This window comes from Pseudodesulfovibrio aespoeensis Aspo-2 (assembly GCF_000176915.2).
GTDB classification, from domain to species: Bacteria; Desulfobacterota; Desulfovibrionia; order Desulfovibrionales; family Desulfovibrionaceae; genus Pseudodesulfovibrio; species Pseudodesulfovibrio aespoeensis.
Genome location: NC_014844.1, coordinates 2,847,740 through 2,870,657, shown reverse-complemented (window position 1 = coordinate 2,870,657; position 22,918 = coordinate 2,847,740). Strand labels below are relative to the sequence as shown.

General features: G+C 63.6%; 21 protein-coding genes. 15 read left to right on the top strand and 6 right to left on the bottom strand.

All coding sequences use genetic code 11. The features are described 5' to 3' along the window. Window positions 1-41: 41 nt before the first annotated feature. Window positions 42-3,344, top strand: a complete 3,303-nt coding sequence (locus tag DAES_RS13335; RefSeq protein ID WP_013515557.1) for a response regulator — start codon at window positions 42-44, stop codon at window positions 3,342-3,344. Between the two features lie 31 nt (window positions 3,345-3,375). Then, on the top strand, window positions 3,376-5,142 hold the full coding sequence (locus tag DAES_RS13330) for an AMP-binding protein (protein WP_049776413.1): 1,767 nt from the start codon (window positions 3,376-3,378) through the stop codon (window positions 5,140-5,142). Window positions 5,143-5,214: 72 nt separating this feature from the next. Here the strand turns inward: DAES_RS13330 and DAES_RS13325 are convergent, their stop codons facing one another. From DAES_RS13325 to DAES_RS13310, 4 genes are all read right to left on the bottom strand, one after another. Continuing rightward, window positions 5,215-5,766, bottom strand: coding sequence for a peptidylprolyl isomerase (locus DAES_RS13325; protein WP_013515555.1), 552 nt, complete (start codon window positions 5,764-5,766; stop codon window positions 5,215-5,217). 110 nt (window positions 5,767-5,876) lie between these two features. Further along, on the bottom strand, window positions 5,877-7,124 hold the full coding sequence (locus DAES_RS13320; RefSeq protein WP_013515554.1) for a glycosyltransferase: 1,248 nt from the start codon (window positions 7,122-7,124) through the stop codon (window positions 5,877-5,879). 28 nt (window positions 7,125-7,152) lie between these two features. Next, window positions 7,153-7,551 carry a response regulator gene (locus tag DAES_RS13315; protein WP_013515553.1) on the bottom strand — a complete coding sequence of 133 codons (399 nt, stop codon included), beginning with the start codon at window positions 7,549-7,551 and terminating at the stop codon, window positions 7,153-7,155. A 212-nt stretch (window positions 7,552-7,763) separates the two neighbouring features. Beyond that, window positions 7,764-8,006: a hypothetical protein gene (locus DAES_RS13310; RefSeq protein ID WP_013515552.1), complete on the bottom strand. Its 243-nt coding sequence runs from the start codon at window positions 8,004-8,006 to the stop codon at window positions 7,764-7,766. A 198-nt stretch (window positions 8,007-8,204) separates the two neighbouring features. Here DAES_RS13310 and DAES_RS13305 point away from each other — a divergent pair, with 198 nt between their 5' ends. Together DAES_RS13305 and DAES_RS13300 are read left to right on the top strand one after the other, a co-directional pair. Beyond that, the gene (locus tag DAES_RS13305) at window positions 8,205-11,069 is read left to right on the top strand and encodes a sigma-54-dependent Fis family transcriptional regulator (protein ID WP_013515551.1); all 2,865 of its coding nucleotides are present in this window, start codon (window positions 8,205-8,207) and stop codon (window positions 11,067-11,069) included. Between the two features lie 196 nt (window positions 11,070-11,265). Further along, window positions 11,266-11,595 carry a thioredoxin family protein gene (locus DAES_RS13300; RefSeq protein WP_013515550.1) on the top strand — a complete coding sequence of 110 codons (330 nt, stop codon included), beginning with the start codon at window positions 11,266-11,268 and terminating at the stop codon, window positions 11,593-11,595. Window positions 11,596-11,603: 8 nt separating this feature from the next. Here the strand turns inward: DAES_RS13300 and DAES_RS13295 are convergent, their stop codons facing one another. Both DAES_RS13295 and DAES_RS18055 read right to left on the bottom strand, forming a co-directional pair. Beyond that, window positions 11,604-11,807 (bottom strand): MarR family transcriptional regulator, encoded by a 204-nt coding sequence (locus tag DAES_RS13295; RefSeq protein ID WP_013515549.1) that lies wholly within the window; start codon window positions 11,805-11,807, stop codon window positions 11,604-11,606. 55 nt (window positions 11,808-11,862) lie between these two features. Then, entirely contained in the window at window positions 11,863-11,997 is a 135-nt protein-coding gene (locus DAES_RS18055; RefSeq protein WP_269077516.1) for a hypothetical protein, read from the bottom strand. 192 nt (window positions 11,998-12,189) lie between these two features. Between DAES_RS18055 and DAES_RS13290 the strand changes: the two genes are divergently transcribed. The 11 genes from DAES_RS13290 (at window position 12,190) to DAES_RS13240 (ending at window position 22,401) form a co-directional block, all read left to right on the top strand. After that, window positions 12,190-13,545, top strand: coding sequence for a sigma-54 interaction domain-containing protein (locus tag DAES_RS13290; protein WP_013515548.1), 1,356 nt, complete (start codon window positions 12,190-12,192; stop codon window positions 13,543-13,545). A gap of 175 nt (window positions 13,546-13,720) precedes the next feature. Then, window positions 13,721-14,065: a NifB/NifX family molybdenum-iron cluster-binding protein gene (locus tag DAES_RS13285; protein WP_013515547.1), complete on the top strand. Its 345-nt coding sequence runs from the start codon at window positions 13,721-13,723 to the stop codon at window positions 14,063-14,065. A gap of 87 nt (window positions 14,066-14,152) precedes the next feature. Then, window positions 14,153-15,412 carry an electron transfer complex subunit TmcD gene (gene tmcD, locus DAES_RS13280; protein ID WP_013515546.1) on the top strand — a complete coding sequence of 420 codons (1,260 nt, stop codon included), beginning with the start codon at window positions 14,153-14,155 and terminating at the stop codon, window positions 15,410-15,412. A gap of 12 nt (window positions 15,413-15,424) precedes the next feature. Then, on the top strand, window positions 15,425-16,084 hold the full coding sequence (gene tmcC / locus DAES_RS13275; protein ID WP_013515545.1) for a TmcC family electron transfer complex membrane anchor subunit: 660 nt from the start codon (window positions 15,425-15,427) through the stop codon (window positions 16,082-16,084). A 36-nt stretch (window positions 16,085-16,120) separates the two neighbouring features. Continuing rightward, a complete protein-coding gene (gene tmcB / locus DAES_RS13270; RefSeq protein ID WP_013515544.1) occupies window positions 16,121-17,443 on the top strand; it encodes an electron transfer complex ferredoxin TmcB in 1,323 nt (440 codons plus the stop codon). Between the two features lie 12 nt (window positions 17,444-17,455). Then, window positions 17,456-17,857 (top strand): acidic tetraheme cytochrome c3 TmcA, encoded by a 402-nt coding sequence (gene tmcA / locus DAES_RS13265; protein ID WP_013515543.1) that lies wholly within the window; start codon window positions 17,456-17,458, stop codon window positions 17,855-17,857. Window positions 17,858-17,882: 25 nt separating this feature from the next. Continuing rightward, window positions 17,883-18,419: a hypothetical protein gene (locus DAES_RS13260; protein WP_013515542.1), complete on the top strand. Its 537-nt coding sequence runs from the start codon at window positions 17,883-17,885 to the stop codon at window positions 18,417-18,419. 3 nt (window positions 18,420-18,422) lie between these two features. After that, complete coding sequence (locus tag DAES_RS13255) at window positions 18,423-19,349, top strand: universal stress protein (protein WP_013515541.1); 927 nt, start codon at window positions 18,423-18,425, stop codon at window positions 19,347-19,349. Between the two features lie 10 nt (window positions 19,350-19,359). Continuing rightward, entirely contained in the window at window positions 19,360-19,764 is a 405-nt protein-coding gene (locus DAES_RS13250) for a response regulator (protein ID WP_013515540.1), read from the top strand. Between the two features lie 108 nt (window positions 19,765-19,872). Then, window positions 19,873-20,229 (top strand): DVU0259 family response regulator domain-containing protein, encoded by a 357-nt coding sequence (divK, locus tag DAES_RS13245; protein ID WP_013515539.1) that lies wholly within the window; start codon window positions 19,873-19,875, stop codon window positions 20,227-20,229. A gap of 249 nt (window positions 20,230-20,478) precedes the next feature. After that, window positions 20,479-22,401 carry a response regulator gene (locus DAES_RS13240; RefSeq protein WP_013515538.1) on the top strand — a complete coding sequence of 641 codons (1,923 nt, stop codon included), beginning with the start codon at window positions 20,479-20,481 and terminating at the stop codon, window positions 22,399-22,401. The last annotated feature ends 517 nt before the right edge of the window (window positions 22,402-22,918 follow it).

The window sequence follows — 22,918 nt, the reverse complement described above, 5'->3', positions numbered from 1 at the left end:
GGCGACCGGATGCTGGCCGGTCAGAACCTTCTGGGGGACTGGTGAAACCTCGCATCGCTTTCGCGGCAGCACTGCTCTGCCTGACGTTCTTCAGCGCCCTCCCGGCCCAAGGGGTGGTGCGGGTCGGCTATTTCGAGAATCCGCCCGTTTCCCATGCCGACGAGGATGGCGCGGTTCTGGGCCTTGCGCCGGACATACTCCGGACCATCGCGCAGGGGCGCGGCTGGGATATCGCCTTTGTCCAGGGATCGGCCAGCGAATGCCTGGACCGCCTCGGCACCGGGGAAACCGACATTTGCGTCGGCACGCCCTTTGTCTATAAACTGTTCGACAGCATCGTCTTCACCACCAATTCCATCCTCTCCGACTGGGGTGCCATCTATGTGGACGGCCTGGCGGTGTCCAACGTGCAGGACCTCGCAGGCAGGCGGCTGGGCGTCAGGCGCGACTGCCCCCACGTGGAGTCCTTCAAGCGGCTGGCCGGGGGCATGGGCGTGGGCTTCACCCTGCTCGAATTCGACAGCTACGACGCAGTCCTCTCGGCCATCCGCCAAGGTGAGGTGGATGCCGGGATCGCCAACCGGCTCTTCGGCCTGCGCCACATGCAGGAGCTGGGTGTGCGCGAGGCCCCCATCCTGTTCAATCCGGTCAGCCTCCGTTTCGCGGTCCGGGCGGACAGCCCCGAGCTGCTGAAGACGCTGGACGCGGACCTGGGCGCACTCAAGGCGGATGAGAGGTCGGCCTATCACGCCAGTGCGCGCCAGTGGCTCTCGCCTGCCGGGCGCATCGGGGCCGAAGTCGCGACATTCTGGGCCGGGGTGATCGTCCTGGTCCTGCTGGCCGGGGCCACAGTCTGGCTAGGCCGCCGCCTCTTTCTGACCAGATCCGAGGCGGACTGCCAGAACAAGGCACTCCAGGAAGAGACCGAGATCAGGAAGCGGGCGCAGAGCGCCCTGTGGGAGAGCGCGGAGCGGCATCGGGCCATGTTTACCGACAACCAGCTGCCCCAGTTGTTCGTCGAATCGGCCACCTTGCGGATCATGGAGGCCAACCCGGCGGCGGAGAGGTTCTATGGGTTCCGGCCCGGCCATTTGGTGGGCATGAGTCTGCACGGCCTGCGGCTGCGGCAGCCGGATGAGGACGAAAACCTGGCCCTGGACGGCAGCAAACAATTGATAGTCCAGCATCGGCTCGCCTGGGGCGAGGTGCGCGACGTGGAGCTTTTCGTCAGTACCGTCTTCCTGAGCGATCAGGAGCACAAGCTCGTCACGGTGCTCGATATCTCCGAGCGCGTGGCAGCTGAAGAGGCGCGCCGCGAGAGCGAGGAGCGGCTCGATCTGGCCGTGCGCGGCGGCGATATCGCCTTTTGGGACTGGGACATAGGCGAGGACCGGGTCGTCTCCAACGAGCGCTGGGCCGAGTTGCTCGGCTGTCGGCAGGATCAACTCGCAGGCCGCAGCGACGACTGGCTCAGTCGGCTGCATCCCGAAGATGCGGCTAGCGTGCGTGAGCAGTTGCAGCGCTGCCTGGACGGGCGGGCGCTGGTGTTCAAAGTCCAGTTCCGCCTGCGCACCGAGGCCGACGAGTGGCGGTGGCTCGGGGCCAGGGGGCGCGTCTTTCTCCGGGCTGACGACGGCTCGCCCCTGCGCATGGCGGGCATCGCCTTTGACATCACCGAGCGCAGGCGCACCGAGAACCGGCTGTCCAGCATCAACACCTGCGTGCTCGGATTCACTGCCGACCCGGACGAGAACATCTCCAGCCTGACCGGGTTGATCCGTGAGCTGCTGGGCGGGCAGGTGGCCTGCTACAAGCGGCTCGAAAAAGGAGGCAACGCCTGTGTCAGCGCCTGGGGTGCGCCCGCCTGCGCGATCAGCGCGGACTGCGTTGACGAGAGCGTGTTCGCGGCCATGCTCGCCGGGCGCGGTCAGGGCGTGTTCGTGGTGCGCGACCTGCAATCCACGCCCTTTGCGCTCCAGGATACGCTGGCGAGCGCAGCGAGTCCGTCCACCTTTGTCGGGGATCTGGTCTTTCTGGACGGCAGGCCCGTGGGCGCGCTCTATGTCCTGTTCCGAGGCGATTATGAGCCGTCGGAGAACGACGGCAAGCTCATGGGCATCGTGGCCGCCACCATCCGGGTGGAGGAGGAGCGCAAGATCTCGGCCCAGCAGCTGGTCAAGGCCAAGGAGATCGCCGAGTCCGCCAACCGGGCCAAGAGCGAGTTTCTGGCCAACATGAGCCACGAGATACGCACCCCCTTGAACGGCATTTTCGGCATGCTCCAGTTGGTGGGCGGCACCAAGCTCGACGACGAGCAGCGCGACTATGTGGACACCGCCCTGACATCCGGGCGCAGCCTGCTCCGGGTGATCAACGACGTGCTCGACTTCTCCAAGATGGAGGCCGGGATGCTCACGGTGGAGTCCGAGCCGCTGGACATCAGGCACGTGGTGGCCGATGTGCTGGAAAACTTCTCGGTCCAGGCCGCAGAGAAGCAGCTGGTCATGGCCGTGGAGACCGATGCCTCTGTCCCGCCGCTGATCCTGAGCGACGAGGCGCGCATCCGGCAGATCCTCTTCAACCTCGTGGGCAACGCGGTCAAGTTCACCCCTTCGGGCCGGATCACGGTCGAGTCCTGGGTCCAGCGGGCCGATACGACCGACCAGACCATGCGCCTGTTCCTCTCGGTCAGCGACACCGGCATCGGCATCCCCGAGAACATGCTCGGCTCTGTCTTCAGCGCCTTTTCGCAGGTGGACGGCTCCCACACCCGAAAGTATGGCGGCACCGGGCTCGGCCTTGGCATCGTCAAGCGGCTGGTGGACCTCATGGGCGGCGAGATATACGTGGAGAGCGACGGGGAGGGCACGCGCATTCACCTCTTCCTCAAAGTCCGCGAGGCCAGCGAGAACGACCATGTGGACGCGGACACGCTGTCGATCCCGGCCAGCGTCCGGCCCCTGTCCGTGCTTCTGGTGGAGGACGAGCCGGTCAACCGCATATCGGTCCTGCGGCTGCTTGAGAAGCTCGGCCACGCGGTGGTCACGGCGGAGGACGGGTTCCAGGCCCTGGAGCGGGTGCGCTCCGGCACGTTCGACATCGTGCTCATGGACATCCAGATGCCCGGCATGGACGGCATGGCCGCCACCCGGCTGATCCGGGATGACGACAGCCTGGGCAACAAGGCGCTGGTGCCCATCATCGCCCTGACCGCCCACGCCATGAAGGGCGACCGCGAGAAGTTCCTCGACGCGGGCATGGACGATTATCTGGCCAAGCCCGTGGACTTCACCGACCTCGTCCGCGTGCTCTCCGGCCTCGTGCCCCGCGCGGCCAGGTTCTGATCCCGGACTTGACCCCTGCGCCCGGCATGGTATGCATGCGGGCGATGAGCGCGCAGCACACCCGGAGGACACCGTGAACACCGAGAAAATGACCCTCAAGGACTTGCTCGAGGCGACAGCTGGCCGGTATCCTGACCGGACCGCCCTGAGCTTTGTCGGGGGCGATCCCATCACCTACGCCCGGTTCGTTGATCTGGCGCACGACGTGGCCACCATGCTGGTGGCCAACAACGTCAACCCCGGCGACAAGGTGGCCATCATCGGCGAGAACATGCCCAACTGGGCCATCACCTATTTCGCCATCGTCTCTTTGGGTGCCATTGCCGTGCCCATCCTCCAGGAGTTCCACATCAGCGCCGTGCATCACATCCTCAGGCACTCCGAGGCCAAGGTCGTGATCGCGTCCAACCGCTACATGCACAAGGTGGACGAGGGCACCTTCCCCAGCCTCAAGGCTGTGGTGGTCATGGACGATTTCTCCATCGTCAACGAGGACAAAGTGAGGACGAATTTCGAGGAGGCCGTGGAGATGGGCCGCGAGCGGCTCGGAAAATTTGGCGAGGCCGCGCGCCGGTTTATCGACCGCAAGAGCGGCAAGGGTGAAAAGGGCGACAGGAGTGAATCCGGCCTGACCTCGGACAGCGTGGCCGCCATCCTCTACACCTCCGGCACCACCGGGCATTCCAAGGGCGTGGTGCTGACCCACGGCAACCTGGTCGCCAACGTCGTGGCCGGGGTGGCCGCCATCCCTATTTTCGAGACCGACCGTTTTCTGTCGGTGCTGCCCATGGCCCACACCTACGAGTGTACCGTGGGGCTGCTCGTCCCGGTCTACTGCGGGGCCTCGGTCCACTACCTCAAGAAGCCGCCCACGCCAAAGACCCTCCTGCCCGCCATGGAGCAGGTCAAGCCCACGGTCATGAACGTGGTCCCCCTGATCATCGAGAAGATATACAAGAGCCGCATCAAGCCCAAGCTCTCCGGCAAGGGCGTCATGGGCGGGCTGATGAAGATCGGCGTGGCCCGCAGGAAGGTCTCGCGCATCGCCGGGCGCAAGCTCATCGAGGCTTTCGGCGGCAGCCTGCGCTGCATGTGCATCGGCGGGGCGGCCCTGTCGCCCGAGGTGGAACGCTTCCTGAGCGAGGGCGAGGTGCCCTATGCCATCGGCTACGGCATGACCGAGACATCGCCGCTCCTGGCGGGTGCGCCGCCGGACCGCCAGCGGCTCCGGGCCATCGGCCCTGCCCTGCCCGGCGTGCAGCTCAAGATAGAGAACCCGGACCCGGTCACGGGCGAGGGCGAGGTCTATGCCAAAGGCCCCAATGTCATGCGCGAATACTACAAGGCCCCCAAGGACACCGAGGACACCTTCTCCGAGGACGGCTGGCTCAAGACAGGCGACCTGGGCCTCATCGACGCGGACGGCTACCTCTTCATCAAGGGCCGCCTCAAGAACGTCATCATCGGCCCAAGCGGCGAGAACATCTATCCCGAGGAAGTCGAATCCTTCATCAACGCCTGCGACTTTGTCATGGAGTCCATGGTCTACGAGGCGGGCGGCAAGGTCTCGGCCCGCATCTACCTCAACTACGACGCCCTGGACGACGAATTCGGGGTCAAGAAGATGACCGAGTCCGAGGTCAGGGCCAAGGTCCAGGGCATCCTTGAGGACGTGCGCCAGGAGGTCAACGGCAAGGTCTCGACCTTTGCCCGCCTCGCCCGCGTGGTGGAGCAGGTCGAGCCCTTTGAAAAGACCCCGACTCAGAAGATCAAGCGGTTTATTTACCTCGACAACTGACCCGTGCCACGGCCACGAAAAAGGCGCGACCTCTCCAAGGAGGCCGCGCCTTTTTTCATGCGTTGCGGTCGGTTATTTCGCGGCCACGTCGGCGGCCACCTGCATCCTGACAATCTTGTCCGGGCTTTGGACCATGCCGCTTGCGCCCTGGCCCTTGCGGATTTTGTCCACGTACTCCATGCCCGAGGTCACCTGGCCCCAGACCGTGTACTGGCCGTTCAGAAACGGGGCCGGGGCAAGGCAGATGAAGAACTGGCTGTCGCCGCTGTGCTCGCTCTGGGCGCGGGCCATGCCCACCGTGCCGCGCACAAAGGGCTGGAGGGAGAACTCAGCCCTGAGATTCTTTCCGGAGCCGCCGGTGCCGGTGCCGGTGGGGTCGCCGGTCTGGGCCATGAACCCCTCGATGACGCGGTGGAAGACGATGCCGTCGTAAAAGCCCGTGCGCACCAGCTCCTTGATGCGCGCCACATGCGCCGGGGCGAGGTCGGGCCGCAGCTCGATGGTCACGCGCCCGTATTCGAGGTCGAGATAGAGGGTGTTCTCCGGGTCCGCGGCCAGAGCGGCGGCGGCCAGGAGCAGGGAGAGCAGCAGGGAGGCCAAAACAGTGGTCACGGTTCTTTTCATGGTCATCTCTGTGTATTTGGGGTTGTCTTGCCAGGGCGCGCCATCGCGCCGAGGGCGCGGGGATGACGGGCGGTCAGTTAAGGACGAATCGTCTGTTTTCTGTTGGTCTGTCAAGGGGTCTTGAAGCGGCCCGGACCATCCTTGGCCGCCCTGGCCAGCAGGCTCAGGTGGATGGGCAGGCACTTGCTCAGGCAGTACTTGTCCAGGATCGTCTGGCGTGCCCCGCGGCGCAGGGGGATCAGCTCCTGCTGGTGCTCAAGGGCGCGGACAACGCTCGCGGCGATCCGCTCGGACGAGCGGAAATCCGTGAGCAGGCCGTTCTCCTCATGCCTGAGCACCTCGCGCACCGGCTCGGTGTCCGAGCCGACCAGCAGGCAGCCGCAGGACATGGCTTCGAGAAACGACCAGGACAGGACAAAGGGCCAGGTCAGGTAAACGTGGGCCGAGGAGGCCTGGAGCACCTGCTTGTATTTGCCGTAGGGCAGGGGGCCGGTGAAGTGGACCCGGCTCGGGTCCACCGTGACCCGGTCCTGCATGACCGACTTGTAGGTCTGGCCGTCCGGCAGTTTCGGGCTGTAGCAGACCCGGTCCTCGCCCACGATGAGCACATGGCAGCCGGGCCGGGCGTCGAGGATGGCGGGCAGGGCCTCGTAGAACTGGGGGAACCCGCGATAGGGTTCGAGCCCGCGCGAGCAGTAGGTCACCAGCTCGGTGGCCCCGGTCAGGTCCGCGCCCGGCAGGTCGAGCTGTTTGATGGGCAGCAACCCTTCGTCCGCCGGGGAGAAATAGACGGTGTTGATGCCGTCGTGGGCCTGGATGAGCTTGGGCTGGAACTCGACCGGGAACTGCGAGCGCTGCCAGCCCGTGGGCGCGACCCCGGCTCGGCAGGCCACCAGATCGTGCAGGATGGCTGTGTTGCGCAGCCTGATTGCGGCCTTTTCCGCCTCGGTTCTCGGCTTGGGGTCAAAGGTGGTTTCCGGGCTGTCCGCCCCGTAATACCACTCGAAATAGCCGATGAAGGGCGTGTCCGGGAAAGCGTCGCGCAGGAACATGGACTGCCCCCAGCCGGAATGGCCGAGCATCACGTCCGGGACGAATCCCTGCTTGCGCAGGGCCATGCACAGTTGCAGGAGCCCGGCCCCGTGGCGGACCGCGTCCTCGAATCCGCGCGCCAGGGGATAGCCGTGCGCTTCCTTGCCCACGGGGGTGAAGACCGCCTTGTTCACGCCCTCGATGACCCACTCCTCGCGGGCCGTCTTGGTGGCGAAGACGATCTGGTTGCCGGGGGTGCGTCCGAGGTGTTCGGCGATGTGCCTGAACTGGGCCGGGAAGTTGTTGTGGGTGATGAGTATGCGCATGGGTTCCGGATCGGCGGGGCGTGGTCCGCTAGGCAGCGGGTTTGGCTTTACAGCCCTCGACCTTTACCAGGCACCGGCGGATATAGTTTTGCAGTTCGTCGCGGTCCAGGGGCTTGGCCAGGAACAGGGTGGCCCCCAGCTTGAGCAGGTTGGAAATCTCGCTCATGCCCACCACGGCGGACATGATGATGATCGGCAGGTCCATGAACTGCTGGTCGCCGCGCAGGGTCTTGATGAGCTGCTGGCCGTCCATCTCCGGCATCATGATGTCCGTGATCAGCAGGTCAAACCGGTTGCTCGCGGTCAGCGACTCGTAGGCGTGCTTGCCGTGCGGGCTGACAAAGGCCGTATGGCCGAGGTCCTCGACGATCTTGACCGCCAGTTTCTGAGATATCCTGTCGTCTTCGGCAACGAGTATCTTGGCCATCGCAGTCTCCGTTATCCTGTGGAATCGATCCCTGATGCCTTGAGGCAGTTGTCGCAGTCCAGACCTCGAAAGTATCAAGCCGGGAGAAAAAGTAAAGCCAATAGTGTTCGCTTGGCGGTTCAGCGTGTGGTCAGGCGGAGGCGGGCGGGCACAATGAACGCGCCCGTCCTGCGCATGGCGGGGACGGGCGTTCCATCAAGGGGGCCGTGGCGTCAGAGCTTTTCGACGCGCATGGAATTGCCGAACTCACAGGACAGCCTGTAGGTGCATCCGCCAGCATCGAACACGTGCTCGTTTCCGGGGAACAGGGTCGCTGCAGGCGCAAACCCGTCGTTGATCATGATGTCCTTGGCCTCGCCGCTCGATTCGAAGCGGACGGACGTGCCGTCGGCCAGGGTGATGATCTCTCCGTCGTTGAGTTCCAGAGGCAGATCGGCTTCGGTGAACGCAGACATGATACTCCTCCTGCTGTAGTATGGGACAAAACGGTCCTCCACATCTGTCCTTTACACGGTTGCCTGTAAAATGGGTAGTGCAATTGTCCGCCCGGCAGCTCGCGGCCCGCACCTTGTGTGTTCTCCCTTGGTTGCGACTGTCTTTAAGCTGGTTATCGGTGCGTAAGTGATGTATGGGTTTTTTCAGGAGAATTGCCTGTGGCCCCGATCTTTCTCGTCGCCGAGGGCGACCACGACATACGCGGCCTGATCGCGGACACCCTTGCGGGCAAGGGACACCGGGTGGAGACAGCCGGGACCATGGCCGAGGCGTGCGCGGTCATGGCCAGGGTGGAGCCGGACGTGATCTTTGCCGCCCTGGATCTGGGCAGCCACCATGGCTACGACCTGCTGCGCGTGGCCGGGGACGCGGGCTACGAGGTGCCGCTCATCCTGCTGGTGGACGCAGACATGGACGACCCCGGCGGGGTGGTGGTCCGTTTCGGGGCCATGACGTATCTCAAGAAGCCCGTGGACCGCAGGCGGTTCCTGATGCTCGTCTGCCTGGGCCTAGAGATGAAGGCGTCCATGGTCCGCGAGCGCGACCGCGGCAGGCGGCTTGCGCGCATGTCCGGTTTTCTCGGCGCGCTGGTCAACGCGGGCGACGAGACCGTGCTGCTGCTTGACGAGGAGGGCGGGGTGCTCAGGGCGGGCGAGCGCGGAGTGCCTCTGATCCAATGCCCGGCAGCGGATGCGGTTGGCAGGCCGTACCTGTCGCTCCTGCCCGACGGCTCGGCCAGGCTCCAGGGCGAGGCCATGGCCCGCGCCGGGGTCACCTTGCTTCCGCAGCGCCTCCGGGAGCAGCGTGATGGCTCCACACTCGACATCCTGATCCGGCCCGTGCCCGACGGCGATTGTCTGGCCGGGTTCGTGGTCATTGCCCGCGACATCACGGCCAGTCTGTGCACCGAGGCCGGGCTGGCCGGGTGCGAAAAACGCTACCGCAGCGTGTGCGAGGCCGCACGCGCCGCCATTCTCGTGTTCGAACGCGAGAGCGGCGTCATCCTCGACTGCAACGAGGCGGCCCGCAAGCTCTACGGGTACGACGAAGCCATGCCCGGGCTGGACATGGCAGAGCTGCTGGACGGGTCTGAGCGCGTCCTGGAGGCCATCCGCGCCGGGGTGGAGCGGGTGCCCCTCTCCCGCCATCGCCGCAAGGACGGGACACTCTTTCCGGCAGAGATGTCCGTGAGTCAGTTCGAGCATGAGGGCCGGGAAATATGCACCGCCTATGTGCAGGACGTTTCCCACCGCCGGGCGGTGGAGGAGGCTCTGCGCGAGGGCGCGCGCCTCTACCGGGCTGTGGTCGAGGATCAGACCGAACTCATCTGCCGCTACACGCCAGACGGTGCGCTCTCCTTTGTCAACGAGGCGTATGCCAAGTTCTTCGGCGTGGACGAGGATGAAGTGGTGGGCCGCGAATTTTTCCCGATCATGGCCGGGGAGGAGCGGCGGGACCAGCGCGCCTGGCTCAGGGAGGCCGCTGCAGGCAGGCCCGTGTTCGACCGCGAGCAGCGCGTCACCCGGCACGACGGCCAGGAGCGCTGGGTCCTCTGGACCAACCGGGCCGTACTCGACCAGTTCGGCGCGGTCAGCGAGATCCAGACCGTGGGCCGCGACATCACCGAGCGCCGGGAGGCGGAGCGCGCCCTGGGTCTGGCCATGGCCGAGAAGGAGCAATATCGGCTCAACCTCGAAGCCACCTTCCGCAGCATCCCGGACGCCATCATCACCGTGGACAGCGAGCTTCGGGTCATCGCCACCAACAGTGCGGCGGGATCGCTCCTGGGCATCGACCGCGAGCGCGCCAACGGAGTCCATTTTTCCGAGGTGCTGCCGGTGCCGGGTAACGCCTGCCTCAGCGTGCTCAAGCAGGTGCTGCGCACCAGTCGGTCCGTGCACGGCTACGAGGCGGAATTCACCATCCCGGCCCTGGGGGTGCGCACGGCGGAGCTCAACTGCACTCCGCTCATCGACCAGGACAAGCGGCATTCGGGCGCGGTGCTGGTGGTGCGCGACATCTCGCGCATCGCGGACCTCGAAAAGCGGCTTCAGGAGCGGCAGGGGTTCCGGGGCATCATAGGCCGCAGCTCGGCCATGCAGGACATCTACAGGCTCCTGGAGCAGCTCTCGTCCCTGGACTCCACGGTCATCATCCTCGGCGAGTCGGGCACAGGCAAGGAGCTGGTGGCCGAGGCCCTGCACTACGGCGGGTCGCGGGCAGGGCACCCCATGGTCAAGGTCAACTGCTCGGCCTTGACCGAGAGCCTGCTCGAAAGCGAGCTGTTCGGCCATGTGCGCGGCGCGTTCACCGGGGCCATCCGTGACAAGGCGGGCCGCATCCAGACCGCAGAGGGCGGCACGCTCTTTCTCGACGAGATCGGCGACATCTCGCCGCTCATTCAGCTCAAGCTGCTGCGCTTCCTGGAGCAGAAGGAATACGAGCGGGTGGGCGAATCGCGCACCAGTGTGGCGGATGTGCGCATCATCGCCGCCACCAACGCGGACCTGCGCGGCTCGGTCCGGCGCGGGGCGTTTCGCGAGGACCTCTACTACCGGCTCAACGTCATGCCCGTGTCCCTGCCGCCGCTTCGGGCCAGACAGGCGGACATCCCGCTGCTGGTCGATCATTTTCTCGAATTGTTCTCAAGCCAGTTCGGCAAGGCGTTCGAGGTCGTGGCGGGCGAGGTCATGGACCTGTTCATGAGCTACGCCTGGCCCGGCAACATCCGCGAGCTGCGCCACATTCTGGAGCACGCGTGCATCCTGTCGCCGGGCGGCGAGATTCTGCTCAAGCACATGCGCCGGGATTTCGTGGACCATATGTTCGGCAGCGGCCAGGGAGCGCCCATGGCCGGGCCGCCTACCGGCCCGGTGGCCGCGTCTGGCCGGGCAACGGGCCGGGAGGGCGTCCTCGCCGCGCTGGAGCGGTGCGGCGGCAACAAGGCCAGGGCCGCGCGCCAGTTGGGTATCCACCGGGCGACCCTGTACCGCAGGCTCAAGGGCTGGGGGCTGGCTGACTGAGCCCGCTGCCGCGCCGTCTGGCCGGTCCGGCCAGGGGTGTCGCGTCAAGTTATAACACCGCTAACGCTTTGATATGATGCAATGCTTCGGCAGTGCTGGTAGTGTTCGGGTGCAGTCGCCCCTCTGGCATCGGGGAACGGCTCCGGGAGACCGGACAGGGACTGGGACGACGCACGAGCATTGTGGAGAAGCGGTGATGGTCAAGACGATGAAGCCCCAGGCGTTTGAACTGGAATTGTTTGGCGGGCAGCCGTTCCTGGTTGCCTTCCTCAGGCGCAACGAGCGGTTCCGCGCCCAGTCGCGGGCATTGGACGAGGCCTCCAAGCAGCACGTGAAGAGCCTGAGATGCTACCTCTACGCTCAGGACTATCTCGATACAGCCATGCAGCGGTTCATGATCAAGGGTACCCCGACCTTCCTCATTTTTTCCGATGGGCGCGAGGTGGACCGGCTGATCGGGGACTCGGACCCGGAGACCCTGGACGAATTCATCAGCAGCAGCATCGGCTCGGGCAAGCGTTCCTGAGCTGTCCCTCAGCATTCCCGGATCATCTTCTCCAAAATGGCGGTCAGTGCCGCGCGCTCGCTGTCGGTCAGGGGGGCGGTGATGTCGCGCGTGAGCTGGGCGTGCATCCGGGTCAGGGTCACGCCCGTGTCGCGCACCACGCCGTGCTCCCAGGAGGAGAGTCGTTCGTAGAATCCCACTATCAGTTGGGTCAGTCTCGCGGTCTTGGGCATCGCGTCCCTCCGTGCATGCAGGATTTCGTGCCGGGTGCGGGCCGGTCTGGCCGGGTCAGACGGCGACCATGTCCACATACAATGAATACGCGCCAACGAGGATGGTCATCACGGCCACGGTGCGCATGATGGCCGGGCCACGAAAAACAGAGGGTCCAGACGAGGCGCGCTCCTGTTGTTTGAAGACCAAGGGGACTTCAGGACGAACAGTGTGCTGTCAAGGCAAAATGGCGGAGCCCGGAAAATCCGGTGAAATATTCTGCCACGCGGGTGCGTGATTATGCGGCGGATTTGAACTGGCGTATTTTGATGCAGTTTGCTATGCCGGAGGTGCGGGCAGGCCCGGCCATTTCGGTGGGCGGCCCGCAACAGGGGGGTCTGAGTGACGCAGGTTCGGCTGCCACGGAACATTCCGCTGGAATCCGTGCTGGATTCCGTTGCCGAGGGCATCTTCACGGTGGACCTTGAGTGGACCATCACGTTCTTCAACCAGGCCGCGGGCGAGATCACCGGCATTCCCCCGGACGAGGCTGTGGGCCAGAAGTGCTGGGAGATATTCGCCTCCAACGTCTGCGACGGGGCCTGTCCCATGCGCCCCTGTCTCAAGAGCGGCCTGCCCGTGCGCAACAAGTCGGGCTTCCTGCTGCGCGCCGACGGCGAGAAGATCCCCATCGGGCTGAGCTCGTCGCCCCTGCGCGACAAGGACGGCAAGGTGGTGGGCGGCGTGGAGAGCTTCCGCGACCTGACCCCCATCCACCAGCTCATGCAGAAGGTGGAGGAGCGGTACTCGGTGGAGGATATCCGCACCAACAACCCGAACATGATCCGCACCCTTCAGATACTGCCGCCCATAGCCCAGTCCAACTCCACGGTGCTCCTGCTCGGCGAGTCCGGCACCGGCAAGGAGCTGTTCGCCAGGGCCATCCATACCCAGAGCCTGCGCAAGGACAAGCCCTTTGTGGCTGTCAACTGCGGCGCGTTGCCCGGCGAGCTGCTCGAAAGCGAGCTGTTCGGCTACAAGGCCGGGGCGTTTACCGACGCGCGCAAGGACAAGCCGGGCCGGGTCGAGCTGGCCCAGGGCGGCACGCTCTTTCTCGACGAGATCGGCGACATGCCCCAGCCGCTCCAGGTCAAGCTGCTGCGCGTGCTCCAGGAGAAGGTCTTCGAGCCCCTGGGCGGGATCAGGCCCGTGAATGCCGATGTCCGTTTCGTGGCCGCCACCAACCGCGACCTGGAGGGCATGGTCAAAAAGGGTGAGTTCCGCCAGGATCTCTTCTTCCGGCTCAACGTGGTGCGCATGGACATCCCGCCCCTGCGCGAGCGCACCGAGGACATCCCGCTTTTGGTCAGCCACTTCATCCGCCAGCAGAACTCGCTCAAGGGCAAGAACATCCGCACCGTGTCCGAGAACGTCCATCAGATACTCTTCCGCCACGATTTTCCCGGCAATGTGCGCGAGTTGGAGAACATCATCGAGTACGCCTTCATCCTCTGCCCTGGCGAGATGATCCACACCGAGCATCTGCCCGAATACCTCAAGCCCCAGGCCCAGGAGCCGCGCGGCGCGGATTGCCTGCCGGGCGACGCCGACCCCTCGGCGGGCATGGACGATCACAAGCGCCACGTGGTGCTCGCGGCCATGAAGCGGCACGGGGGCAACAAGAGCGCGGCAGCCCGGGATCTGGGCATTTCGCGCGACACGGTGCGTAGGATACTGCACCGGAGTGAAGCAAAATGATGCATATGTCGGAAAAAGTGCAGCAAAATAAGTCGAATTGTGCGAGTTGTTCACTGGTGCTGATGGTGTAACGTGTTTGAATAACGTGATAAAAATGAATGGTACGGGCTGTGCATCAAGGGAAGCGTCGCCAGCCCGCGAAAGTACAACGGTCGTAAAACGAAACGCAGGATCTATGGATATCTGTATCGCAGGCTATCAGAACCGGGTGGCGACCCTGCTGGAAACAGCAACGGAATTGAGGTTGTACACGCTGGAAGAGGGGCGCGTCGTCCGAAGCGGGATGACGGCCATGCCCACCGCGGGAGCCGCATCCCTTCCGGCCTACCTCAAGACCATGGGTGTCGACATCGTCATCTGCGGCGGCCTGAGCACCGCGGTGCGAAACGGGTTCGAAGCCATGGGCATGCAGATCATCCCCTGGGTCAAGGGTCCGATAGAGGCGGTGCTTGCCGCCTACCTCGAAGACCGGATGGACCAGATGATCATGCCCGGGAGGTCCGCCAGGACGGCCCGCTGACGATCGACCCCCAGTGTGGAAGGAATACGGCCCCCGAAAGGGGCTAACCCGCCGCAACCATGCGGCGACACAACACAAGGGGGTGCTATGGGACGAATCTCCTCATGGGATTGGGAAGTTGGCCGCAAAACGGTCGTTGATTCCCTTTCCCCTCTTCAGGAACATGAATGGCAGGAAGAGCCTTACGTCTCCCCGGACGGTGAGACCCTGGCCGCCATCGTCAAGGTCGGCGACGGAGAGTTCTCCGTGCGGACCAACAACGAGGTCTGGGAAACGCCGTTCGAGAAGCTCTGGTTTCTGCGCTACTCGCCCGACGGCAGGCTGACCGCCCTGTGTCAGCAGGACATGGAGTGGTCGCTGGCCATCGACGGTGAGCCGTGGGGCGATTTCGCGGAATACGCCTGGGAGACCAAGTTCACTCCCGACGGATCGTCCATCGCCACCATGACCAAGAACGACAACAGGTATTGCGTGTCCCTCAACGGGACTCCCTGGGACACCTATTTCGAGAACGCCAACCAGTACTCCTTGAGCCCGTGCGGCACGCATACCGCCGCCGTGGTCCAGGTGGTCTCGCTGGCCCAGGCCGACATCGAGGGGTTCATGAAGGGCGTCTACAGCGTGGCCGTGGATGGCAACGTTTGGGACGGACATTACGTCAACCTCTTCACCCCGACCTTCAGCCCTGACGGCGCGCGCGTGGCCGCCCAGGCCAGGATCACCACCTTCGACTACACCATCGCCGTGGATGACAAGCCCTGGCAGAAGACCTTCCAGCAGGTCTGGGAGCCGGCCTTCCATCCCAAGGGGAGTAACGTGGTCGCCCCTGTTCGCACCGGCGGCAAGTGGGGCGTGGCTCAGGATGGCAACATCCTGTGGGCTCCCCGCTATGTCCAGTGTCTGAACCTGCAGTTCTCGGCATCGGGCGAGAAGCTGTGGGGCGTGGTGGCCACCGGGTTTGGCAAGTTCACCGCGGCCTGCGACAACGTACCCTGGGACGCCACCTTCCCCATCGTCACCGATCTGGTGGTCAGCCCTGACGGCAACCGCGCCGCCATCCTGGCCAGCGAATACAACAGGAACTTCCGCATCGTGATCAACGGCAAGGCGTGGGACGGCACCTACGACATGGCTTGGCCCGTGGCCTTCTCGGCCAACAGCGCCAATGCCGCCGCCGTGGTCGAGAAGGGCGGCAAGTTCCATATCCTGGTCAATGGCAAGGCGTACGAGAAGAGCTTTGACCGCGCCTGGCCCCCGGTGTTCAGCCCGGACGGCTCCAAGGTGCTCATCAGGGCCATCGAAAACAACAGCTATGTCCGCATCGTCGCGGATGTGGCCCGGTTCTAGGGGGTGGACGCCATGATAGAAATCTATACCTTCGTCAGTGGCCCCCTGGCCTGGCTCGCGTGGGCCGTGTTCATATTCGGCGCCATCTACCGGCTGGTGAGCATGTACAACCTGGCCAAGGCCAAGGACGGCGCGTCGCTCGCCTACATGAGCCTGCCCTACTCCCTGCGCTCCATCTTCCACTGGCTCATCCCCTTTGGAACCTTGGGCTGGAAGGGCGATCCGCTCATGACCATAGCCACCTTCGCCTTCCACATCGGGTTCTTCCTGGTGGCCATCTTCCTGGGCGCCCATGTGGTCATCTGGGACACCGCCTTTGGTGTCAGCTGGATGAGCCTGCCCGAGCAGTACGGCGACATCGCCAGCTTCGTGGTCATCGGGGCCTGCGCCGTGTTCGCGGTGCGCCGCTTCACGCTGCCCCATGTCAGGAACGTGACCCGGTGCAAGGACTGGTTCGCGCTGTTGCTGGTTGTCCTGCCCTTTGTCACCGGCGTGCTGGCCTACCATCAGGTCGGTCCCTCCCTGCTGATGACGACCCTGCATGTGCTCTCGGGCGAGCTGCTCATCGCGCTCATCCCGTTCACCCGCCTGAGCCACGCCCTCTTCGCCGTGTTCACCAGGGCGTACATGGGCTCAGAGTTCGGCGGGGTGCGCCGTGTCCGTGACTGGTAGCGGTCGATCCAACCACAGCAATACGAGGACAAAACAATGAGTCAGATAGCGGACAGAATAATACAGGATCCAGGACTCGCGGGGGGGGTTGCAAAACTCACCACGGAGCGGATCGAGGAAGTGGTCAACCGGGTGCTCAAGGGTGAGACCGGGGCCAAGCTCAAGGCGTATCAGGAGACCTGCATGCGCTGCGGCCTGTGCGCCCAGGCGTGTCACTACTATGTCTCCCACGACAATGACCCCAGCTACTCGCCGGTCAGCAAGACCACGGAGACCATCTACGAACTGATAAACAAGAAGGGCAAGGTCGAGCCGTCGCGCATCTACGAGATGGCCCAGATCGCCTACACCGAGTGCAACCTCTGCAAGCGGTGCGCCCACTACTGCCCCATCGGCATCGACACCGGCTACGCCATGTCCATGATGCGGCGCATCTGTTACCTGCTGGACGTGGTGCCGCAGTACATCCGCGACACCTCCAACTCGCACGCCTCCACCATGAACCAGATGTGGGTCAAGGACGACGAGTGGATCGACAGCCTGCAGTGGCAGGAGGACGAGGCCAGGGACGAGTTCCCGGACATTCGCATCCCGCTGGACAAGGAGGGGGCCGAAATCTACTACTCGGTCATCGGGCCCGAACCCAAGTTCCGGACCCAGCTCATCTACCAGGCTGCGGCCATCTTCCATGTGGCGGGCGTCGACTACACCATGCCCTCCACTCCCGGCTGGGACAACAGCGACATGAGCATGTTCGTGGGCGATTTCGAGAACATGGGCCGCCTCAAGCGTTCCCATTTCGAGTCCGCCCAGAAGCTGCGTGTCAAGAAGATCGTCATGGGCGAGTGCGGCCACGCCTTCCGCTCCATCTACGACATGGGCAACCGTTGGCTCGGCTATGCCGACATGCCGGTGCCAGTCGTCCACTCGGTGGAGTACTTCTGGGAGCTGCTGACCGAAGGCAAGATCAAGATCCCCAAGAAGCTTGAGGAGCCCGTGACCATCCAGGACCCGTGCAACATCATCCGCGGCCGCGGCCTCATGGACAAGCTGCGGGAAGTCACGCACATGCTGTGCGACAATGTCGTGGAGATGACCCCCAACCGCGAGCACAACTACTGCTGCTGCGCGGGCGGCGGCGTCATCAACTGCGGCCCGCCGTTCAAGAACGTGCGCATGACGGGCAACAAGGCCAAGGCCGACCAGCTGGCGAGAACCGGCGTCCACACCATTGTCTGCCCGTGTCACAACTGCCACGGCGGGCTGGACGACATCATCGGCTATTACGAGCTTGGCATGCACCCGAAGTTCCTGGGCGACATCATCTATGCGATCATGGAAAAGCCGGAAGGAATGTAAGGGAGACCAACCATGCATAAGAAACATCTGAGACACTCCTTGGCGTTCATCGCCGCCGTCGCGGCCCTTGTGGTCGTCTATCTGGCCCCCATGGCCTTCTCCCAGGACGACATGACCGTGGTGCCCGCCGAGGCCTTCGGTGTCCTCAAGAGGCCCCAGGTCGCCTTTGAACACGACGCCCACAACGAAAAGGCGCAGCTTGAAGACTGCGTGGTCTGTCATCACGGCAGGACCGACGACGGCCTCATGGACATGGAAAATTCGAGCGAAGGCGAGACCTGCGAGTCCTGCCATCCGGTCAACCCTGTAAATAATGAAACTCCTCTCATGCGCGCCTATCACCGCCAGTGCATCACCTGCCACACCGACCAGGCCAAGGGGCCGGTCGCCTGCGGCGAGTGCCACCGGAAGTAGCGCCAGAAGGAGACGGAGAGGGAAGATGAATACGGTATCGCTTGCAAGAAACGGGGTCATTCTCTCCGAGCCGGGCACCGAGGTGGCAACGCCTCTGGCCGCCCTGGCGGGAAGGGTGCGTCTCGAAGACGGGTACACCCTGCGCTCCTTCATCGAGATGGTGCGCCGCTACCCGGAGTTTCAGGCGATCAGTGTGTTCATTCCGCCTCTTCTGGACGAGTGCGGGCAGTGCCCCGGCTCCGGGTGCGTCACGGAAATGCTGACGCACATGGAGCTGGTCAAGCGGGTGGAGATGATCGGTTTTCCGGGCGAACCCCGGTTCAACATCCTCTGCACCCTGTCCGGGCGGTTCAACGGCGTCGAGCAGGAGCTCCGGCTCTTTCAGCTGGACAGCCTGCTGGACATGCCGGTGAAGCTCGGGCTGCTCAAGCACTCTGTGTTCGGTGACTCGGTGAACATCATGGAATTCGAGACGGATTACACCCTGTTCGAGTTCATTGAGGGGGTAGCCTGGGAGTTTGGCTTCCAGCGGATCCCGGAACATTGTAGCATTAGGGGGTAGGACATGTTTAACAAGATCCTGTTTGCAACCAGCGGCACTCCTGTCTGCGACAGCCCGGCCAAGATCGCCTTTGATCTGGCAGAACGCGAAGACGCAGAGCTGATCCTCTTTCACGTCCTTGGCGTCCCCTCACGGGGATTCAGCCTGGAAGTGACGGATGTCCGGACCGGCAGCAGGGAGGGACTCGGCGACGACTACGAGTCCTGGGTCAGAGAGGAACTGTCCAACACATATGACAACCAACTCAAGCAATATGGCTACAAGACACGCATCCAGTCCGCCGTGGGCGTTCCGGCCACCGAGATCCTGCGGCTCGCCCGCAAGGAGAACGTGGACCTGATCGTCATGGGAGCCAACACCCGGTCCGACGAGGGCGGCGGACGCCACCGCTCCATCATGGGTAACACCATGCTGGAAGTGGCCAAGCGCGCCAAGTGCCCGGTGCTGATCATCAACCGCCCGTGCAACACGTGTTGGAACCTGTTCTCCAACATCATCTTCTGCACGGACTTCTCAAAGGCCGCAGACGCCGCGTTCCAGTTCGCCCTCAAGGCGGCCAGGGACATCGGCTGTCCGCTCTACATCTTCCACGCGCTGAACCTCCAGTCCGGCGACCTCGGCGGCAAGCCCACCCAGGCCCAGATCGAGGCCGGGCTCAAGGGAGCCAGGGAGCGCATCCAGACCCGCTACATCGCCCAGATGGGTGACTTCGGGATGTTCGAGGTGGAGTGCCGCGAGGGGATACCCTATGTGGAGATACTCAAGTACGCCCGCGAGAAGGAAGGCGACCTCGTGGTCATGGCCCATCACTCGCAGGATATCCCGTCCGAGGAAGCTGAGATAGGCAGCACCCTGGAGGAAGTGGTCCTGCGCTCCTCCTGCCCGGTGGCAAGCATCAATCATTCCGACTGGGCTGCGGACGCACGCTAGGCGGCACGACATGAACAGTACCGCGAAGAGGGTCCTGGTGGTGGACGACGAACTCAACATCCGCCTGTTTCTCAAGACGCTTCTTGAGACCAGCGGGTATGAGCCCCACCTGGCTCGCAATGCCCGCGAAGGACTTGAGCGGGCCTGGGAACTCAAACCGGATCTGATCATCCTCGACGTGATGATGCCCGGAGAGGGGGGACTGGTCATGTATCAGGGGTTGCAGGAAGACCCGGAGCTGAGGCAGGTTCCGGTCATCATGCTCTCGGCGGTGGGTGCCACCACCTTCAGGCACGCCCTGAAGATCATGGGAATCGGCAAATCCACCTATCCAGACCCCTTTGCCTATGTCCAGAAACCGCCCAAGGTGGAAGAGATCAAGGCCATCATCGACCATGCACTGCAAATGAAGTGAGTACGGAGCGGACCATGAAACAGGTCAGATACACTACAACAACAGGGGCTTTCCTTGGCGGCCAACGGCCCGGGGATCGAGCGCCGATCAACATGAGGGGGTCAAGATATGTCTCGTAAGATACTCATCATCGACGACGATCCGTATATCGTCAAGTATCTTGAAGATATCCTCCAGGATGACGGGTTTACGACCTGCACGGCGTCCAATGTCGCCGACGCCCTGGAGCAGCTCAAGAAGGAAAAGCCGGATCTCATAACCCTGGATCTCGAAATGCCCAACGAATGGGGCCCGAGATTCTACAGAAAGATGATACAGGACCCGGATTACAACGACATCCCGGTCATCGTGGTCAGTGGCCTTTCCGGCATCCATCTGGCCATCAAGAACGCTGTGGCCTCTTTCAAGAAGCCCTTCAATCCCAAGGAACTCCTCGGAGCCATTCACAAGGCCCTCGACTCCTAGGGATACATGCAACGAGCTCTCCCCGGCGGCGTGCCCCCGCCGCCGGGGAAAGCCCTCACGACGCAACAGGGGCAGGCACAAGCCGACGGACAGGATTCTTTTCGGTTGCCAAAATTGGCAAAAGGGGAATCATTCCGCCAGGTAAGGTGTCTTTTTGTCCTGTGCAAAAGCGTGGTTGAGAAAAGGCGCATGGTGGTGTAGGGTCGCGTCTTCGCTGCGGCGAAAATCGCATGGAGGCCCTGTTTTGCTATGAGCCATCTCCCCATCCTGCTGGTGGACGACGAAGAGGGCATTCGCACCGTCCTGTCCATCACCCTCAAGGACGCCGGGTACGAGGTCGATGCGGCTGCCAACGTCGCCGACGCTCTGGAACTGTTCAAGTCCAGACAGTATCCCATCGTGGTCACCGACATCCGCATGCCCGGCATGAGCGGCGTGGACCTCCTGCGCGAGATCAAGCGCATCGAGCCCAGGACCGAGGTGATCATGATTTCCGGCCATGCGGACATCGACGTGGCCATTCAGAGCCTCAAATACGACGCCTCGGACTTCATCACCAAGCCCATCAATCTCGACGTGTTCAGCTTTGCCCTGCATCGGGCCGAGGAGCGCAGCAACATGCGCCGGGAGCTGGAACGGCACACCTGCAACCTTGAGGAATTGGTCGAAAGAAAATCCGCCCAGCTTGTGGAAGTGGAGCGGCGCGTGGCCGCCCGCCAACTCTTCGAGGGATTGACCGCCAGCCTCGACGCCTTTGCCTCCAACCTGGACAACTTGAGCATGTTCAACCAGATGCCCATGTTTGTCTCCATCCACAACCGCAACCGCGAGGTGGTGGCCATCAACGACCACTACCGCGAACGCCTGGGCAACCTGGTGGGGGAGAAAAGCTGGGCCATGTACGACGACCTGGGCGACGGCGAGCAGGAATGTCCCGTGGCCCGGACCATCGCCAACAAGGCGGCGCGCCGGGCCGAGCATGTGGTCCGCTGCATCAACGGCAACCGCCACTCGGTGGCCGTGGATACCGTGCCCATCACGGCCAGCGACAACGAGGTCGAGCTGATCCTCGAATTCATGGTCGATCTGCGCGAGGCCGAACAACTGCGCGAGGAGCTGCGCACCACCCAGCACAAGTACCAGCAGCTTTTCGACCAGACCCCGTGCTTCATCTCGGTCCAGAACAGGAATTTCACCATCCTCTCGTCCAACGCCCGCCACAAGGAGGGCCTTGGCGACCTCGAAGGCGGATTGTGCTACGAGAGGATCATGCACCGCGCCTCGCCGTGCCGCGACTGTCCGCTCATCAAGACCTTCGAGGACGGCGAGATGCACCAGATGGAGAGCGTGGTCACCAACCGTAAGGGCGAGCAGATCAACGTCCTCATCTGGAGCGCGCCCATCCGCGACACCTCCGGGGCCATCACCGAGGCCATCGAGATGATCACGGACATCACCCAGATCAGGAAGCTCCAGGACCGGCTGACCTCCCTGGGCCTCCTGCTCGGCTCCACGGCCCATGGCATCAAGGGGCTGCTCACGGGCATCGACGGCGCCATCTACCGCCTGGGCGCCGGGCTGGAAAACAAGAACCTCACCCGCGTCGAGGACGGCTTCACCGACCTGCAATTCCTCACGGGCCGCATGAAGCAGACCGTGCTCGACATCCTCTACTACGCCAAAAAGCGCGAACTGAACTGGAAGGTGCTGGATGTCGCCACCTTTGCCCTGAACACCTACACCTCCATGTCCACCAAGGCCGAGGCCAAGAACGTGCTCCTCGAACTCGATCTGGCCAAGGACCTGGGCTCCATCAAGGCGGATGCCTCCATCCTCGCCTCGGCCCTGGGCAACATCCTTGAGAACGCCATCGACGCCTGCAACGCCAACGAGCCCGACGCGCCCGGCAACGTGCTCTTCAAGATTTACGGCGACGCCAACCAGGTCGCCTTCCAGATCACGGACAATGGCGCGGGCATGGACCACGAAACCCGCGACAAGCTGTTCACGCTCTTCTTCTCGTCCAAGGGCATCGCCGGGACCGGCATCGGCCTGTTCGTGGCCAACGAGATCGTGCAGCAGCACGGCGGCAGCATCTCCGTGGACTCCGAGCAGGGTCACGGCTCAACCTTCATAGTCACCATCCCCCGCGAACTCAGCGTCCAGGTTTAGGGGGCGCAGGAGGGCCGATTGCGTCGTTGCTGCGCGCGGGGCAAACCCTCGCGTAGTGGACTACGCTTCGGTCTTGCCCCACGCTTGCGCCTAGCACTCGACCCCCCTGCGTCCCCTAAACGGCTGCTTCGGAAGGGGAGGCGGGGGGCGGGAAGAGGAGAGGGGAGACTCGCCCCACTCTCGCGCCTGGCACGCGAACATTTTTTTCCAGCCTGAGCGTGTGGCCGGGGCCGTCAACATCCTGCGGTGTGTGGCACGCAAAAGAGTTGCGATATAATCAGCCAACCCGCCACATCACGCCTGCCCCCAAGCTGGGGAACCAAGAGAAAAGACCCCGCAGTGTGCGATAATAATGCACCCGCGACGCATAGTCTTCCTAAACGCAGAATCGGTCTTTTCGCTCTTCCCCATCCCCCACTCGGGCTGTGCGCAGGGGGCGGGAAAGTGTTCGAGTGCCAGGCGCGAGAAAAGGGCAAGCCCGAAGCGTAGTCTTCCTACGCGAGGGTTTGCCCTTTTC

What these genes read in the sequence shown, in the direction of transcription:
- DAES_RS13330 (WP_049776413.1), top strand. Translation starts at nt 3,376, where the DNA reads ATGCATGCGGGCGATGAGCGCGCAGCACACCCGGAGGACACCGTGAAC.
- DAES_RS13325 (WP_013515555.1), bottom strand. Translation starts at nt 5,766, where the DNA reads ATGAAAAGAACCGTGACCACTGTTTTGGCCTCCCTGCTGCTCTCCCTG.
- DAES_RS13320 (WP_013515554.1), bottom strand. Translation starts at nt 7,124, where the DNA reads ATGCGCATACTCATCACCCACAACAACTTCCCGGCCCAGTTCAGGCAC.
- DAES_RS13315 (WP_013515553.1), bottom strand. Translation starts at nt 7,551, where the DNA reads ATGGCCAAGATACTCGTTGCCGAAGACGACAGGATATCTCAGAAACTG.
- DAES_RS13310 (WP_013515552.1), bottom strand. Translation starts at nt 8,006, where the DNA reads ATGTCTGCGTTCACCGAAGCCGATCTGCCTCTGGAACTCAACGACGGA.
- DAES_RS13300 (WP_013515550.1), top strand. Translation starts at nt 11,266, where the DNA reads ATGGTCAAGACGATGAAGCCCCAGGCGTTTGAACTGGAATTGTTTGGC.
- DAES_RS13295 (WP_013515549.1), bottom strand. Translation starts at nt 11,807, where the DNA reads ATGCCCAAGACCGCGAGACTGACCCAACTGATAGTGGGATTCTACGAA.
- DAES_RS13285 (WP_013515547.1), top strand. Translation starts at nt 13,721, where the DNA reads ATGGATATCTGTATCGCAGGCTATCAGAACCGGGTGGCGACCCTGCTG.
- tmcD (WP_013515546.1), top strand. Translation starts at nt 14,153, where the DNA reads ATGGGACGAATCTCCTCATGGGATTGGGAAGTTGGCCGCAAAACGGTC.
- tmcC (WP_013515545.1), top strand. Translation starts at nt 15,425, where the DNA reads ATGATAGAAATCTATACCTTCGTCAGTGGCCCCCTGGCCTGGCTCGCG.
- tmcB (WP_013515544.1), top strand. Translation starts at nt 16,121, where the DNA reads ATGAGTCAGATAGCGGACAGAATAATACAGGATCCAGGACTCGCGGGG.
- tmcA (WP_013515543.1), top strand. Translation starts at nt 17,456, where the DNA reads ATGCATAAGAAACATCTGAGACACTCCTTGGCGTTCATCGCCGCCGTC.
- DAES_RS13260 (WP_013515542.1), top strand. Translation starts at nt 17,883, where the DNA reads ATGAATACGGTATCGCTTGCAAGAAACGGGGTCATTCTCTCCGAGCCG.
- DAES_RS13255 (WP_013515541.1), top strand. Translation starts at nt 18,423, where the DNA reads ATGTTTAACAAGATCCTGTTTGCAACCAGCGGCACTCCTGTCTGCGAC.
- DAES_RS13250 (WP_013515540.1), top strand. Translation starts at nt 19,360, where the DNA reads ATGAACAGTACCGCGAAGAGGGTCCTGGTGGTGGACGACGAACTCAAC.
- divK (WP_013515539.1), top strand. Translation starts at nt 19,873, where the DNA reads ATGTCTCGTAAGATACTCATCATCGACGACGATCCGTATATCGTCAAG.
- DAES_RS13240 (WP_013515538.1), top strand. Translation starts at nt 20,479, where the DNA reads ATGAGCCATCTCCCCATCCTGCTGGTGGACGACGAAGAGGGCATTCGC.